Origin of the sequence: Algoriella sp., assembly GCF_036647415.1 — a bacterium.
Lineage (GTDB): Bacteria > Bacteroidota > Bacteroidia > Flavobacteriales > Weeksellaceae > Empedobacter.
The window spans coordinates 43,666-59,755 of record NZ_JAVXKG010000021.1; the positions used below are offsets into that span (position 1 = coordinate 43,666).

The 16,090-nt window shown below is 31.7% G+C and carries 13 protein-coding genes; 7 read left to right on the plus strand and 6 right to left on the minus strand.

Annotation, left to right across the window (positions count from 1 at the left end; translation table 11 throughout):
• Positions 1-1,953, plus strand: a 1,953-nt coding sequence (locus RSC72_RS09980; RefSeq protein WP_332578487.1) for a T9SS type A sorting domain-containing protein, incomplete at its 5' end; no start/stop codon positions are given.
• A 77-nt stretch (positions 1,954-2,030) separates the two neighbouring features.
• Here the strand turns inward: RSC72_RS09980 and RSC72_RS09985 are convergent.
• Positions 2,031-3,473 carry a hypothetical protein gene (locus RSC72_RS09985; RefSeq protein WP_332546703.1) on the minus strand — a complete coding sequence of 481 codons (1,443 nt, stop codon included), beginning with the start codon at positions 3,471-3,473 and terminating at the stop codon, positions 2,031-2,033.
• Between the two features lie 198 nt (positions 3,474-3,671).
• Here RSC72_RS09985 and RSC72_RS09990 point away from each other — a divergent pair, with 198 nt between their 5' ends.
• The 3 genes from RSC72_RS09990 (at position 3,672) to arfB (ending at position 7,440) form a co-directional block, all read left to right on the plus strand.
• Entirely contained in the window at positions 3,672-4,004 is a 333-nt protein-coding gene (locus RSC72_RS09990) for a 2Fe-2S iron-sulfur cluster-binding protein (protein ID WP_177190258.1), read from the plus strand.
• A gap of 95 nt (positions 4,005-4,099) precedes the next feature.
• A complete protein-coding gene (polA, locus tag RSC72_RS09995; protein WP_332546705.1) occupies positions 4,100-6,937 on the plus strand; it encodes a DNA polymerase I in 2,838 nt (945 codons plus the stop codon).
• 104 nt (positions 6,938-7,041) lie between these two features.
• Positions 7,042-7,440: an alternative ribosome rescue aminoacyl-tRNA hydrolase ArfB gene (arfB, locus tag RSC72_RS10000; protein ID WP_332546706.1), complete on the plus strand. Its 399-nt coding sequence runs from the start codon at positions 7,042-7,044 to the stop codon at positions 7,438-7,440.
• A 58-nt stretch (positions 7,441-7,498) separates the two neighbouring features.
• On the opposite strand, the gene RSC72_RS10005 is transcribed toward arfB, so the two are convergent.
• The 5 genes from RSC72_RS10005 to recQ form a co-directional block, all read right to left on the minus strand.
• On the minus strand, positions 7,499-8,248 hold the full coding sequence (locus RSC72_RS10005; protein ID WP_332566126.1) for a class I SAM-dependent methyltransferase: 750 nt from the start codon (positions 8,246-8,248) through the stop codon (positions 7,499-7,501).
• 36 nt (positions 8,249-8,284) lie between these two features.
• Positions 8,285-9,094 (minus strand): type I methionyl aminopeptidase, encoded by an 810-nt coding sequence (gene map, locus RSC72_RS10010; RefSeq protein WP_332545716.1) that lies wholly within the window; start codon positions 9,092-9,094, stop codon positions 8,285-8,287.
• Positions 9,091-9,513 carry a BT0820 family HAD-type phosphatase gene (locus tag RSC72_RS10015; RefSeq protein WP_332545718.1) on the minus strand — a complete coding sequence of 141 codons (423 nt, stop codon included), beginning with the start codon at positions 9,511-9,513 and terminating at the stop codon, positions 9,091-9,093. Before RSC72_RS10015 ends, map begins: the two co-directional genes overlap by 4 nt.
• A 17-nt stretch (positions 9,514-9,530) precedes the next feature.
• Complete coding sequence (gene gpmI / locus RSC72_RS10020) at positions 9,531-11,066, minus strand: 2,3-bisphosphoglycerate-independent phosphoglycerate mutase (protein WP_332545720.1); 1,536 nt, start codon at positions 11,064-11,066, stop codon at positions 9,531-9,533.
• 68 nt (positions 11,067-11,134) lie between these two features.
• Complete coding sequence (gene recQ, locus RSC72_RS10025; protein ID WP_332545721.1) at positions 11,135-13,336, minus strand: DNA helicase RecQ; 2,202 nt, start codon at positions 13,334-13,336, stop codon at positions 11,135-11,137.
• A gap of 164 nt (positions 13,337-13,500) precedes the next feature.
• Here recQ and RSC72_RS10030 point away from each other — a divergent pair, with 164 nt between their 5' ends.
• The 3 genes from RSC72_RS10030 to RSC72_RS10040 all read left to right on the plus strand — a co-directional run.
• Positions 13,501-14,466 (plus strand): KpsF/GutQ family sugar-phosphate isomerase, encoded by a 966-nt coding sequence (locus tag RSC72_RS10030; RefSeq protein WP_332545723.1) that lies wholly within the window; start codon positions 13,501-13,503, stop codon positions 14,464-14,466.
• Positions 14,467-14,469: 3 nt separating this feature from the next.
• On the plus strand, positions 14,470-15,303 hold the full coding sequence (tatC, locus tag RSC72_RS10035; RefSeq protein WP_332545724.1) for a twin-arginine translocase subunit TatC: 834 nt from the start codon (positions 14,470-14,472) through the stop codon (positions 15,301-15,303).
• A gap of 69 nt (positions 15,304-15,372) precedes the next feature.
• Positions 15,373-16,090, plus strand: a 718-nt coding sequence (locus RSC72_RS10040; RefSeq protein ID WP_332578488.1) for an electron transfer flavoprotein subunit beta/FixA family protein, incomplete at its 3' end; no start/stop codon positions are given.

Consider the following 16,090-nt stretch of genomic DNA (forward strand, 5'->3'; position numbering starts at 1 on the left):
GAATATAAACTTATTGATGGTTATACTATTAGACAAGGAAAGGTAGTTGAGGATAGATTGTTTTTAGAACTTTTATCGATGAATACATTTTCCATGAAATTAGCTGAAGTGACAAATTCTGAATTAGTTTTACATGATTATGAAATGGATTTAAGTATTGTTAATTTTGACAATAATCAATTCTTTACATTTTATGATAATAGATTAACTTCTTATAATGTAGAGACTAAAAATACAAAAATATTAAATGATAATTTAGCAGTACACGATATTCTTGGATTTGATGAAACCAAAATATATTTACAAGCTTCTAAGCCAGAAACAGGTAAAGAACTTTATGCTTATAATAAAATCACAAATGAAACGGAATTTTATGGTGATATTAATGCTAAACCAAATACATCTCCAAAGAGTTTTTATAATGTAGGAAACAAAGTTTTTTATGAAGGAAATTACAAAGGTTATAATCATTTATATGTTTCTGATGGAACTTTACAGGGTACACGTGTTGTAAAAGCAGATAGTCAATTAACATTGAATAATAATTCTTCAGGTAATATTTTAGAAGGTATAGAGTTTAAAGATAAATTTTTATTTGGAGGAAATAAAGGAGGTAGATCAGGTCATGAACTTTGGGTAAGTGATGGTACAGATATAGGAACTTTTGAAATAGAAATTAATCCTTTTACAGAAGGACCTCATCGTACTATCAGTGGGTTTGGAGGTTTTATTGCAAAAACTTCGACAAAAGTATATTTTAAAGGTTATCTTCCAGAAAAGGGAAATGAACTTTGGGTAACAGACGGTACAAAAGATGGAACAATGATGATTAAGGATTTAGCATTAGGTTCTACTTCACCAATATTAAGTATTCCATTAAATGTTACAGTAGGAGAAAAATTATATTTTATTAAAGTAGAATCAGCTAATCATAATTCTCGTTCTGATTTATGGGTAACAGATGGGACTCTAAATGGTACAACAAAAATAAAAGAATTAACCGAATTTTGGAATTGGGATTCTCATTATAATATTAAAATTTTTGATGCAGATGAAACATATCTTTATTATTCAAAATATTATGTTGCTCCTTATGGTGAAGAAAAATTGAGTGGAGATTACATACATAGATTAAATTTAGTGACATTATTAGAAGAAAGACTTTACAAGTATTCTAACAATGTTAACGTAAATAAAGAAAATTTTTACTTTTCTGAGTATATTGATAATCGTAATAATTTTGTTAGCTACAATAAAAAAACAAATGAAAAGAAGATGATATTAAATAACGTATCTTATGATTTTGGATATATTACAACTTGTGGTAACTATTCAATTATTGCTGATACAGATTTTTCGGGTCATGTAGGTAAATCATATTTTTATAATCATTTAAATGGAAAAGTAGAACGAATTTTTAAAAATGATTTTGCATCAACTTCTAAGAAGAATATAGCTTGTGTTAACGATAACATATTGGTAAATTACACTGACTATTCTGAAAATGATAATAAAAAAATAGTAAGTATTAAAAACGATAAGATAATAGAATACTCATTAAGTTTGGATAATTCTACTAATATTCATACTTATTTAAGTGGCGAAATGATCTATAATTCTAAACTGAAAAAACTTTTCATTAATCCTGATAATGAATTAGCAGTTGCAGATTTTTATTTAGAAGATTTAAATACAGAAGATTTAAATGTAAATAATAATTTGAAGTCACTACAACTTTATCCAAATCCGGCAGACAATATAGTCAATATAAAATCGCTATCGAATCTTCAAACTTTAACAGTAATAGATTTTACTGGTAGAGTTCTAAAAGAACAAAAGAATATTAATCAGAAGGATGTTAAGTTAAATATATCTGGAATTCCGAAAGGTATTTATATAATTCATGTAAAAACAGAACAAGAAAGTGTTTCTAAAAAGTTAATTGTAAAATAGATTTTTATAAATTTAGATCTTAAAAAAATAGAATCATAAAATATAAAAAAAGCCTTCAAATTATTTGAAGGCTTTTTTTATTCACAATCACACGGTTCACGCGATCGTCGTTTTGCTTCATTATCCCAAAATGGATAAAGTTTTAGTCCGATATAAAAACTACCCGAGTTCAGTTTATTTTGTTTAAAAACGAATGGTAAAGCATTTTCGCTTCCCAAAATCAAAGGTCCAATGCGTACATAACCACCAAATCCTATTTTTTCGTATTCATAAAGTGATAAAGAAGTTCCAATTCCAAAACCATCTTTCTGAATAGAATAAGACGTTTGTAAAATATTGGTGCGTTTCAAACTATTTTCGAAAACAGGAACGCGTTGTACCCAATTAAAATTAATGTAATGATTTGGACGAACTTTTTTACTTAGATTAAAATTTAAACTAGTCGGTAAGCCAATTGTGAATTTATTTCCGTTGTATGAAGCCAATGTATCGCCATAAACTTCATTACTCAAAATACGTGCATATTGTTGAATACTCTTAAAATCGACATCATCTAATCGTGGATTATTTCGAATTTGTACAAGAGTAGAATTTTTGAATAAATGGTTTTCTCCTTTTAGATTAACATAACCAATATCCAATAAGTTTAGTGCTATTTTAGAATCGTATAATTCATCATTTATACGACGATTTACCAAAGCAATTCCTAAATCTATTCCAACGCCATTTCCTCTATTTTTATAGACATATTTATCTTTATCAAAATCATAATTTGTGGTATAACTCGCTTCGATATCATAATTGGATGCATAAATATCTGCATCAGGATTCTCTAATGTACTTGTGCTTGTAAGTACAGCGTCTAGTTTTATAGGATTTTTACTGTTGATATAAGCTGCGTCCAATGCAAGTGCATATTTTATAGAAGCTCCAACAATTAATTCTTGTGTATTTGTTGTGTATAAATTTGTAGAAACATTTAGACCAAACTCATTCCAATTCATAAAATTAGTTTTCAGTGGTTGAAACGAATATTCAGCTGGTTCTATTACTTTTTGATTACTAAAACGCATATAGTTATCAATATCTTTTGCAGATCCCTGTGTACGCAAACGAGTAAAAATACCAAGACGAAATGTTTGTCCTTTTATTTTTTGTCTAAATGAAAATGATGGTCCAACGATATCACTTTCTAAATTGTATTTTACAAAATCGTGTTTATAAAAATCCAAGACATTAGCTTGTGATTCTCCTGTAATTCCTTTTTGAGGATTAGCAGTTTTTACTCCGCCTTTTAATAAGCCAAAAATATTCTGATCTGAGATATAAGCGTAATCATTTTGAAATAAAATATCGGTAGAAAAAATAGAAACATCCCATTTATTTGGATTAAAATAAGGAGTCGTAGGCGAAAGTGGAGCAGAATTGATTCCACTATATTGATCATTACTAAATGATAAATTGTTTTGTCCAAATCCAAAACCTGAACAGAAAAACATTAAATATAATAATTTGCTCAAATCAGTATTAATTTGTCTAAATTTAATCAAAATAAGTATTGAATAAATAAAAATTTTAACAAAATTTTAGATAATAATTTAAAGTTTAAAATATTGAAGTAAAGCTTATTTAAAATTATTATTAAATTCTATTCGATGATGCTAATTCTTTTTTAGCCCATCAACAATGCTTATTTTTGTAAGACTTGGAAAAGTATTATGGCAGATATTAAAATTACAATTATAGATAGAGAAGGTGTTTCGCATGAAGTTGATGCACCTACGGATATGAATATGAATATTATGGAGTTGGTTCGTGCTTACGAATTAGCGCCCGAAGGTACAATTGGTGTTTGTGGCGGAATGGCGATGTGCGCTTCATGTCAATGCTATGTTTTGACACCAGAAATTCCTTTACCAGAAATGAATCCTGATGAAGAAGCAATGTTATCAGAAGCATTTAATGTGAAAGATAATTCGCGTTTAGGTTGTCAACTACACCTTGCAGACGAAATGGAAGGTTTGGTGGTTGAGTTAGCACCAGAATATTAAATTTTAGTTTTACGTGGAACCTTAAATATTCTACGTTAACTTTTTAAATACTACGTTTTGCATAATAGGTAAAACGAAAAACTTAAAACGTAAAAATGAATCAAGAAGATAAAAGACTTTTTTTGTTAGACGCTTATGCTCTTATTTTTAGAGGATATTATGCATTTATCAAAAATCCACGAATCAATTCAAAAGGATTCAATACATCTGCAATTATGGGATTTACAAACTCATTATTTGATGTTATTAACAGAGAAAAACCTACACATTTAGCTGTTGTTTTTGATGTTGGTAAAGCAACCGTTCGTACAGATGAGTTTCCAGAATATAAAGCAAATCGTGACGAAACACCCGAAGCAATTCGCCAAGGAGTTCCGTTTATCCAAGATATTTTACGTGCGTTAAAAATTCCTGTTCTTTTTGCCGAAGGTTACGAGGCAGATGATGTAATTGGAACCTTGGCTCAAAAGGCAGAAAAAGCTGGTTACACAACTTATATGGTGACGCCAGATAAGGATTTTGCGCAATTGGTTACAGATAAAATAAAAATGTATCGTCCGCCAGCAAACGGAAAAGGTGTCGAGATTTGGGGAATTGAAGAAGTGAAAGAACGCTTTGAGATTGATGATCCAATTCAGGTGATTGATTATCTTGGAATGATGGGTGACGCTGTGGATAATATTCCTGGTTTACCTGGTGTTGGAGCAAAAACAGCAAGTAAATATCTGAAAGAATTTGGTTCTTTGGAAGGTCTTTTGGCAAATACAGATAAACTGAAAGGAAAAGCGAAGGAAAAAATTGAAGAGAATAAAGAACTTGGAATTTTATCGAAAAAATTAGCGACGATTATTACAGATGCACCAGTAGAATTTGATGAAGAAGATTTAACGGTTTGTCCTCCAGATATAGAGAAAGTAACAGAACTTTTTACGGAATTGGAGTTTCGTAGAATGTTAGAAACTGTTTACAGAATTTATGGTTTGGATGCTTCTGGAATTATAAAAGAGGCACAAGAAGAAATTTCTGCGGCAAGTCAGGTTTCGTCAAATCAAGCTCAAACAGCGCAACAATCTTTGTTTGATTTTACTTCGGATGAAGAAATTGTTCCACAAAATTCTACTTTTACAAATATTTCGACAACAAGTCATCTTTATCAATTGATCGATTCAAAAAAAGGTCGCGAAATATTATTGAGAAATATTTTGAAGCAAAAAGAAGTAACATTCGATACCGAAACTACTTCGCTTGATGCTTTAGAAGCAGAATTGGTTGGGATTTCATTTTCTTGGGAAAAAGGAAAAGGTTATTATGTTCCTTTTTCAGCAGATTTTGAAGAAACGAAGGAAATTATTAATGAATTTTCTCCATTTTTCTTAGATGAAACCATTTCTAAAATTGGTCAAAATCTAAAATATGACATCAAGGTTTTGTATAAATATGGAATCGAAATTGTAGGAAATAATTTTGATACGATGATTGCTCATTATTTGATTAATCCAGATATGCGCCATAATATGGATGTTTTATCTGAAACATATTTAAGTTATCAACCTGTTTCTATCGAAAGTTTAATCGGTAAAAAAGGAAAAAATCAAAAGAATTTCCGCGATGTTCCTTTAGCTGAGCAAACCGAATATGGCGTGGAAGATTCTGATATCACAAATCAATTAAAAAATCTTTTTGAACCTGAATTAATAAAAGCGAATACGCATAAATTATTCACTGATCTTGAAATGCCGTTGATGCAAGTTTTGGCTGATATGGAATTGGAAGGTGTTAATTTGGATGTACCATTTTTACAAGAACTTTCGGTAAAACACGAAGTAACTTTGCGCGAATTAGAGGCGAAGATTCAGGAAGATGCAGGCGAAGAATTCAATCTTAATTCTCCGAAACAATTGGGTGATATTTTGTTTGATAAATTACAATTAGATCCAAAAGCAAAGAAAACTAAAACTGGACAATACGCAACGGGAGAAGAAATTTTATCAAAACTGAAAGATAAACATTCAATTATCAATGATATTTTAGAATATCGTCAATTACAAAAATTAAAATCGACTTATATTGATGCTTTACCAAATTTGGTGAACTCGAAAACAGGTCGTGTACATACTACTTATGCGCAAACAGTTGCTGCAACGGGACGTTTGTCTTCTGTAAATCCTAATTTACAAAATATTCCGATCCGTTCTGAGGCTGGACAACAAATAAGAAAAGCATTTGTTGCACGCGATGAAAATCATGTCTTAATTTCTGCGGATTATTCGCAAATCGAATTACGTTTAATCGCTCAAATGTCTCAAGATCCAGCAATGGTAGAGGCTTTTAAGAAAGGAGAAGATATTCACGCTGCAACTGCTGCAAAAGTGTTTGATATTGCGTTAGATGAGGTAACTCGCGAACAACGTAGCCAAGCAAAAACGGTTAACTTCGGAATTATTTATGGAGTTTCTGCGTTTGGTTTGGCAGATCAAGCCAATGTTTCACGTAAAGAAGCAAAAGCTTTGATTGATGCGTATTATGAAACATATCCAACACTTAAAGCATATATCGAAAAACAAGTTGATATCGCGCGTGATCAAGGTTTTGTAGAAACATTGATGGGACGTCGTCGTTATCTGAAAGATATTAATTCTCGTAATGGAGTTGTGCGTTCGCATGCAGAACGAAACGCTGTAAATGCGCCAATACAAGGAACTGCGGCGGATATTGTAAAAATGGCGATGATTCAAATTCAGAAAGAATTGAAAAAGAATTATAAAACCAAAATGATTTTACAAGTGCATGATGAGTTAATTTTTGATGCACCAAAAGATGAAGTTGAAAAAGTTTCTGAATTAATAAAATCGACTATGGAAGCGGCTATGCAAATGGATGTTCCACTAATTGCAGAAGTTGGAGTAGGAGATAATTGGTTAGAAGCACATTAAAAAAAAATAGTTTTCAAAATAAAAAGCGTTACCCTCAAAGTAACGTTTTTTTATTTTGACTATTTTTATAGGAATAAATAACAAAATCAATTTTCGAGTATAAGATGGATAAAGAAATTATAAAAACGGAATTAAATTATAAAGCAGTACGCAGTTCTGGCGCGGGTGGACAAAATGTAAACAAAGTTTCGACTAAAATTCAGATTACATTTTCTATTGAATTATCTAATGGTTTGACAGATGATGAAAAAATAATGTTAAACGAAAAGTTATCAAATCGTATTACAAAAGATCATTTTATAATGATTGAATGTGATGAAACGCGTAGTCAGTTAAAAAATAAAGAGCTTGCTGTAAAACGTTTATTTATTTTGTTAGACAATAATTTGAAAAAGGAAAAAAAACGTCTTGTAACTAAAGTGCCTAAACGAGTAATTAGAAAAAGATTGGAGGATAAAAAGAATCAAGCTGAAAAGAAATTAAATAGAAAGTTTAAGTTTTAGAAAGTTTTTAAAAAAGCCCAATCATATAGATTGAGCTTTGTATTATAATTGATGAAAATTATGCTTTTGGTTTTCTGACCAAAGGTAAAATTTCACCTTTTTCTAAACAATATTTTTGTACATCTTCTGATGGGATTTCTTTTGTATAATCTACTTTTTCTACAATAAAACCTACATCTTCTAGACGTTTGTAATAATCTAATCCGTAAACACGAACGTGATCATATTGACCAAATTTTTCTTTTCGTTCTTCTTTTGTTGTTACTGTTTCATCTTCGTATGTTACATCACGTTGATATGAAATTGGTACTTGTAAAATTCCCCAACCACCAGGTTTCATAACGCGAAATAATTCGCTCATCGCTTTGTGATCATCTGGTATATGTTCTAAGACATGGTTACAAAAAACAATATCAAACGTATCGTCACCAAAAGGTAAATCGCAAATATCTGCTTTTACATCTGCCAATGGCGACTCTAGATCACTTGTGATATATTCTAAATTGTTCATCGCGCGAAAACGCTTGATGAAAGATTGTTCTGGTGCAATGTGTAAAACTTTCGCTTTTTCGGTGAAAAACGAGGTTTCATTTTTTAAATATAGCCACATTAGTCGGTGTCTTTCTAAAGAAAAAGTTCCGGGGGATAACACATTTTCACGCTGTTTCTCGTAGCCATAAGGCAATAAACTGTAATAACCTTGTTCGTCGATAGGATCGACAAAGCGATTACCTTTCATAAACCAAACTAAAATTGGGCGAACAATATAACTACCTTGTATCAATAAAGGACGAGGTAGGATATTCATGATTTTTTTTAAAAGCTTTTTCACAAAAGTTTTTTATTATGGTTTAAATAAAAAAGGTTTTTCTTCGTTAGATACAATTCCTAGTGCATCGTAAATATATTGATAAGTCGATAGTAATTTTGGTTCACCATCTACAACACAAACATCGTGTTCGTAGTGAGCAGAATATTTATCATCGCGCGTTGTAACTGTCCAACCATCTGGATGAAAAAATACTTTTTCAGTACCCATATTGACCATTGGTTCGATTGCTAAAACCATTCCTTCTTCAATTTTTTTACCAGAACCACGACGACCATAGTTTGGTACTTGAGGTTCTTCATGCATTTTGCGACCAAGTCCATGACCTACTAATTCTCTTACAATTCCGTAGCCTTCTTTTTCGCAGTATTGTTGTATTGCAAAACCAATATCGCCAATACGATTACCTTTTTTCATTTGTTCAATTCCTTTGTACAAAGATTCTTTGGTAATGCGTAATAATTTTTCAGTTTCTTCGCTTACTTCTCCAACTGCAAAAGTATAGGCGTGGTCACCATAAAAATCATTCATGTAAACACCACAGTCTACAGAAACAATATCACCATCTTTTAGAGGTTTATCGTTTGGAATTCCATGTACTACTTCTGTATTTGGAGAGATACATAAGTTTTTAGGGAAATCGTACATTCCTAAAAATGCAGGATATCCACCATTGTCACGAATATATTCGCCACCTAATTTATCTAAGTGATTGGTCGTAACACCTGGTTTTACTTCTTTTGCTAATACACCTAAGGTTTTTGACACTAATTGTGCGCTTAGGTACATTAATTCTAATTCTTCTTTACTTTTTAAATGTATCATAATCCGAAAAATCCTCTTTTCTTTTTCACTTTTGAAGCTTCTTGACCGTGATCTTGAATGTTTAATTCGATACGATTTTTGATGATTTGATATACAGCGCTCCATCCTGGGAAGCCTCCTAAATTTCTATCATCTATAAAAATATCAGCATTTATTTTTCGACTTTGTTTTGTTTTATCAAAATCTTCACCATCAAAACTATTGTTGATTGCATAAAATTCGATACCATTTTTTTTGCAAAATTCTACTGCTTCATCCAAAGCTTTTCCGCTGCGATAAGTCCACAATGTTAATCGGTAACCATCGCTCTGTAATTGGCGTAATGTTTCAAAAGCAAATATTTTTGCTTTACCTATTTCTGGGTATTTATCGTCTACAATTGTTCCATCAAAATCGACAGCTATAATTTTGTTAATCATAATTGTAAGTATATAGATTAGTTTTTATGTACAATAATATTTCCAGTCATTTCTGCTGGAATTTCTATTTGCATTAATGTTAAAATAGAAGGAGCAATGTCTCCTAATTTTCCATGAGCAACAGTCCACTCTGTATTTTTTTGAGCTAAGATAAATGGAACTGGATTGGTTGTATGTTGTGTATTTGGAGAACCGTCCTCGTTCATCATATAATCAGAATTACCATGATCGGCTAAAATCACAACATTATAGCCATGTTCTATCGCTATATTTACAATTTTTTCGGCACAAGAATCTACAATTTCTGCGGCTTTTATTGCTGCGCTCATTACACCTGTATGACCTACCATATCTGTATTAGCGAAATTAAGACAAATAAAATCTGCTGATTCTTTTTCTATTTCAGGAATAATAGCATTTGTAATGTCATAAGCAGCCATTTCTGGTTTCAAATCGTAAGTTGCAACATCACGTGGTGAGGCGCATAAAATACGTGTTTCTCCTTCAAAAGACTCTTCTTGTCCACCGTTGAAGAAAAATGTAACGTGTGGATACTTTTCTGTTTCGGCAATACGAATTTGTTTGCGTCCAGCTTTAGAAATTACTTCACCCAAAGTATTCATAATATTACTTTCGTCAAAAATAACGTCAACATTTTTATACGTTGCATCATATTGCGTTAGTGTAATATATTTTAGGTTTAGTTTGTGCATTGCATATTCAGGAAAGTCTTTTTGTGTTAACACTTCTGTGATTTCGCGTCCGCGATCTGTTCTGAAATTAAAACAAATAACAACATCATCATTTTCAATTTTTGCTTTTGGTTGACCATTTTCATCCGTTACAATTATTGGTTTGATGAATTCATCTGTTACACCATCTTGATACGATTTTTGAATAGTTTCTAACGGATTTGTTGTTGTTTCACCAACTCCGTTCACCATTGCATCGTAAGCTAATTTTACACGTTCCCATCGTTTATCACGATCCATTGCATAATATCTACCTGTAATTGAGGCAAGCTCTCCAGTAGATACTGTCATGTGATTCATTAAATCAGTTATAAATTTTTCACCTGATTTTGGATCAGTATCACGACCATCTGTAAATGCGTGTACAAAAACATTTTGATCTAAACCTAAACCTTTTGCAGCATCTAATAAACCTTTTAGATGATTGATGTGAGAATGTACACCACCATTGGAAACTAATCCTATAAAATGTACTTTTTTATTATTATTTAAAGCATAATTAAACGCATCTTTCAGAATTGGTTCGTTTTTAAATGTTCCATTTTCTGTTGCCATGTTGATACGAACTAAGTTTTGAAAAACTACACGTCCGGCTCCTAAATTCATGTGTCCAACTTCCGAATTTCCCATTTGACCTTCTGGTAAACCAACGGCTAAACCAAAAGTGTCTAAAGTAGAATTTGGATATTTAGTGAAACAGCTATCTATAAAAGGAGTATTGGCTTGCGCGATTGCAGAAACAGCTGGATTTGGACCTATTCCCCAACCGTCTAAAATCATTAATATTGCTTTGTTGTTCATTTTTGTGATTGAATAATTCAGCCCAAAGATACTAAATCTTCGGGCTGATAGGTTAATTCTTAATATGATTAGTTGGCAACGTCACTGATGAATTTTATACGCATTAATCGTAATTCTTCTTCATCATAATCATCGCTAAATTCTTTTAATAAATTTGACATTGAATCAGATTCTGCTTCCATCAAGAAATCATAAATTTCTTCTTGTTGGTCTTCGTCTAATACATCATCTATATAATAATCTATATTTAATTTAGTTCCTTGGTAAACGATACTTTCCATTTCCGAAAGTAAATCACTCATCGAAAGATTTTTTGCGCTTGCAACATCTTCCAAATTTAATTTTCTATCAGTTGATTGAATGATGTAAACTTTATGGCTAGATTTATCTGCCAATTGTTTTATCACCATATCTTCTGGTCGAATAATATCGTTATCAGTTACATATTTTGCAATAAAGTCTACAAAATCTTTTCCAAATTTTTGCGCTTTACCTTCTCCAACACCAAAAACATTTGTTAGTTCTTTGATTGTTGTTGGATATTGCATCGTCATATCATCTAAACTTGTATCCTGAAAAATTGCAAAAGGTGGAATTTGATGCTTTTTTGCTATTTTTTTTCGTAATTCTTTTAGTTGTTTTAAAAGAACGTCGTCAAATGCAATTGGAGCAGATGATGATTCCTCTTTGTCAAAACTTCCTTCAGATAATAATTTTTTAAAATCGATATCCTCTGCAATTTCAAAAGAAGTAGGTTTTGCGAAATAAGCTTTTCCTGCTTCTGTGATTTTTAAAACACCGTATGATTCGATTTCTTTTTCTAAATAATTACGAACGATTAATTGTCGTAAAATAGATTTCCAATAATAATCTTCTTTGTCTTTTCCAATACCAAAATATTCTTCAGAACTAAGGTTGTGAGTTTTTGTGATAGAAGTTTCTTTACCAACAATTACATTTACAACATCGTTTAGTTTTAATTTCTGATTGGTGTTTTGCACAATTTCTAAAGCTGTAACGGCATCGTCTTTTGCTTCTACCATTTTTTTAGGATTGCGCATGTTGTCATCCATCATGGCACCTTCGCCACTTTTATCGTTAAATTCTTCTCCAAAATAATGTAATAAGAATTTACGTCGTGACATAGATGTTTCTGCGTAAGCAACAACCTCAGAAAGTAATTGCATACCAACTTCTCTTTCAGCAACAGGTTTACTCGCTAAAAATTTCTCTAATTTTTCGATGTCTTTGTAATCATAAAAAGCAATACAGATTCCTTCACCACCATCTCGTCCAGCTCTACCAGTTTCTTGGTAATAACTTTCTAATGATTTTGGAATATCATAATGCATTACAAAACGTACATCTGGTTTGTCGATCCCCATTCCGAAAGCAATTGTAGCTACAACAACACTTGCTTCTTCCATCAAAAATAAATCTTGATGTTTGCTACGTGTTTTTACGTCTAAACCTGCATGATATGGAATAGCATTGATTCCGTTGACTTGTAAAAGTTGTGTAATCTCTTCAACTTTTTTACGACTCAAGCAATAAATTACACCTGATTTACCATCATTTTGTTTGATAAACTTGATAATTTGTTTGTCTTGATCAACTTTTGGTCGGATTTCGTAAAATAAATTCGTACGATTAAACGAATCCTTAAACACTCTAGCAGTTTGCATTCCTAAAGTTTTCTGAATATCCTCTTGTACTTTAGGTGTTGCAGTAGCTGTTAAAGCTATAATTGGTGCGTCGCCAATTTTATTGATAATTGATTTTAGGTTACGATATTCTGGTCGAAAATCGTGTCCCCATTCAGAAATACAATGCGCTTCATCAATAGCGAAAAAAGAAATTTTTACCGATTTAAAAAAATCGATGTATTCTTCTTTCGTTAACGATTCTGGTGCAACGTATAACAATTTTGTAACACCATCTTTAATATCCGTCATCACCGTTTTGGTTTCAGACTTGTTTAAAGATGAATTTAATACGTGGGCAATTCCATCATTTTCGGAAATACCTCGTATTGCGTCTACTTGATTCTTCATTAAGGCGATTAAAGGTGATACAATAATCGCAACTCCATCAGACATTAATGCCGGTAGTTGATAACATAAAGACTTACCTCCGCCAGTAGGCATCAAAACAAATACATCTTCATTTTTCAATAAGGTTGTAATGATTTCGTGCTGCTGTCCTTTAAATTGGTCGAAACCAAAATATTTTTTGAGATAAGATGTTAAGTTTTTCGAAGTGGCTTCCATCTACACAAAAGACTAAAATTAATATTATAAATTAAATAGTTCCTATATTTGATACCTCATAAATATACACTTAATTTTATTAAGTTTTTTATATAATTGAGTGAGAATAAAAAAGGAGAGTAAAAGTACGAAAAATTTTAAAAATAGACAATAGAAATTTTATTGTGAAAAATTCAGATTTAATACAGATTGCTCAAGGTGTTTTTCGAGAAGAAATACAAGAGCTAGAAGCAATTGCTTCACGTATTAACGATTCTTTTGTTGATGCGGTAAATGCGATATTTAATGCAAAAGGGAAGTTGGTTATTGTTGGAGTAGGAAAGAGTGCACATATTGCAAATAAAATTGTAGCAACTTTAAATTCGACTGGAACACCAAGCCAATTTTTACATGCAACAGAAGCTATACATGGCGACTTAGGTTTATTGAGGCCTGAGGATGTTGTTATTTGTATATCAAAAAGCGGAAATACACCAGAAATTACGTATTTGGCGCCAATACTTAAACAATATGCTTCTGTTTTGATTGGTTTGACATCAAATTTGAAGTCAGAATTAGCCAAGAATTCGGATATAGTTTTGGATGTAAATATTACCAAAGAAGCTTGTCCAGTAAATTTGGCACCTACAACTTCTACAACATCACAGTTGGTAATGGGAGATGCTTTGGCGGTTGCTTTGATGAAAATGCGTTCATTTTCTCAGAATGATTTTGCTAAATATCATCCAGGAGGTGCATTAGGAAAACGTTTGCTTTGGACGGTAGAGAATATTGTTGATCCAGAAAGAAAGCCTTTTGTAAGACCAGATTCTTCTATATCTGATGTAATAAATTCTTTAACATCAGGTCGACACGGTATAACGGCTGTTTTGGATGAGAAGAAAATAATAGGTGTTATCACAGATGGTGATTTGCGTAGAATGTTGTTAAATAATAAAACATTTGATCATTTAACAGCAAAAGATATTGCGTCAATGCATCCAAAAACAATTAATAAAGCAGAAAAAGCAAGAGAAGCTTTGGGAATTTTGCGTCAAAATAGTATTGGACAATTAGTTGTTGTAGATGACGAAAATGAATATTACGGTATTTTAGATATTCACTCAATCTTAAACGAAGGAATAGAATAGCGTATGTCAGAAACAAAAAAAACAAGTATGTCTTTCTTAGCACATGTTGGTGAATTAAGAGGACATTTGGTTCGTTCTATTCTTGCATTAGTAGTAACGTCTATAGCAGTAGCAATTTATTGGGACGAGTTAGTGAAAAATGTAATTATGGCTCCGCTTAAATCTACATTTTTGACATTTTCAATTTTTAATGATTTTGGAGAATTTACAGGATTTGGAAAAATATACACAGAGTCTTTTGATATATCGAAAGATTTAACCAATCTTAATCCATCAGGACAAATAACCTCACAATTTTTTGCAATTATTGTGTGTGGAGTTATTTTGGCAATACCATATATTATTTATGAGTTGTGGCGATTTGTAAAACCCGCACTTAAAGAAGGAGAACGTAAATACGCAGGCTTTACAATATTTGCAGTTACATTTTTCTTTGTAACAGGAGTATTATTCAGTTATTACATGTTATTGCCTTTATGTACACAATTTTTATTTACGTATGATCCTTTTGGAGTAGGTAATACATGGACTCTACCAAGTTATATAGATTTGTTTGTACAATTATTATTATCGATGGGTGTCATGTTTTTAATGCCTGTATTTGTTTATTTCTTAACAAGTATTGGTCTTCTTACACCAACGTTTTTGAGAGAATATCGTAAGCATGCTTTTATTGTTGTTTTGGTTATTGCAGCAGCAATTACACCAAACGATGTTTATAGTATGGTACTGGTCACAATTCCACTTTGGATATTGTACGAATTAAGCGTATTGATTTCGAATTCAGTTTATAAGAAGCAATTGAAAGCCAAGAATCAAGACCTCGTAAAGAATTAACGTTATTATGCTTGCATAATAAAAATATTTATTTATTTTTACATAACAGAAAAAAGTAAACACAAAATTATGAAGATATTAGTTTGTATTAGTAGTGTACCAGATACTACAGCAAAAATCAACTTCACAGCTGACGGAAAAGAATTCGATAAGAATGGCGTTCAGTTCGTTATAAACCCACACGATGAATTTAGTTTAAATAAAGCAGTAGAATTACAAGAAAAACAAGGAGCTACTGTTACTATTTTAACTGTTGGTGACGCTTCTGTAGATGCAGTAATGCGTAAAGCCTTAGCTATCGGTGCCAATGATGGTATTCGTGTAGATGGTGATGCACGCGACGATTTTTTCGTAGCAACACAAATTGCAAAAGCAGCAAAAGATGGTGGATTTGATCTTGTATTAACAGGAAGAGAATCTATTGATTATAATGGTGGATCAGTTCCAGGATTAGTAGCAGCAATGTTAGATTATGGATTTGTAAACGGATGTATTGGTTTAGACGTAGAAGGTTCTACAGCTAAAGCTGTTCGTGAAATTGACGGAGGAAAAGAAACTGTAGAAGTTACTTTACCAGCGGTATTTGCAGGACAAAAAGGTTTAGTTGACGAAGCGGCTTTAAGAATTCCTAACATGCGTGGAATTATGCAAGCACGTACAAAACAAATCAATGTTGTAGCACCAGAAGCAACTGAAACAAAAGTAGAAGTTGTTGGTTACGAAAAACCTGTTTCGAGAGGAAATGTAACTTTGGTAGACAAAGACAATGTAGCAGAATTGGTAAGAT

Excerpts from the sequence above, each read along its gene's own strand:
- RSC72_RS09990 (WP_177190258.1), top strand. The coding sequence starts at position 3,672 with ATGGCAGATATTAAAATTACAATTATAGATAGAGAAGGTGTTTCGCAT.
- polA (WP_332546705.1), top strand. The coding sequence starts at position 4,100 with ATGAATCAAGAAGATAAAAGACTTTTTTTGTTAGACGCTTATGCTCTT.
- arfB (WP_332546706.1), top strand. The coding sequence starts at position 7,042 with ATGGATAAAGAAATTATAAAAACGGAATTAAATTATAAAGCAGTACGC.
- RSC72_RS10005 (WP_332566126.1), bottom strand. The coding sequence starts at position 8,248 with ATGAATATCCTACCTCGTCCTTTATTGATACAAGGTAGTTATATTGTT.
- map (WP_332545716.1), bottom strand. The coding sequence starts at position 9,094 with ATGATACATTTAAAAAGTAAAGAAGAATTAGAATTAATGTACCTAAGC.
- RSC72_RS10015 (WP_332545718.1), bottom strand. The coding sequence starts at position 9,513 with ATGATTAACAAAATTATAGCTGTCGATTTTGATGGAACAATTGTAGAC.
- gpmI (WP_332545720.1), bottom strand. The coding sequence starts at position 11,066 with ATGAACAACAAAGCAATATTAATGATTTTAGACGGTTGGGGAATAGGT.
- recQ (WP_332545721.1), bottom strand. The coding sequence starts at position 13,336 with ATGGAAGCCACTTCGAAAAACTTAACATCTTATCTCAAAAAATATTTT.
- tatC (WP_332545724.1), top strand. The coding sequence starts at position 14,470 with ATGTCAGAAACAAAAAAAACAAGTATGTCTTTCTTAGCACATGTTGGT.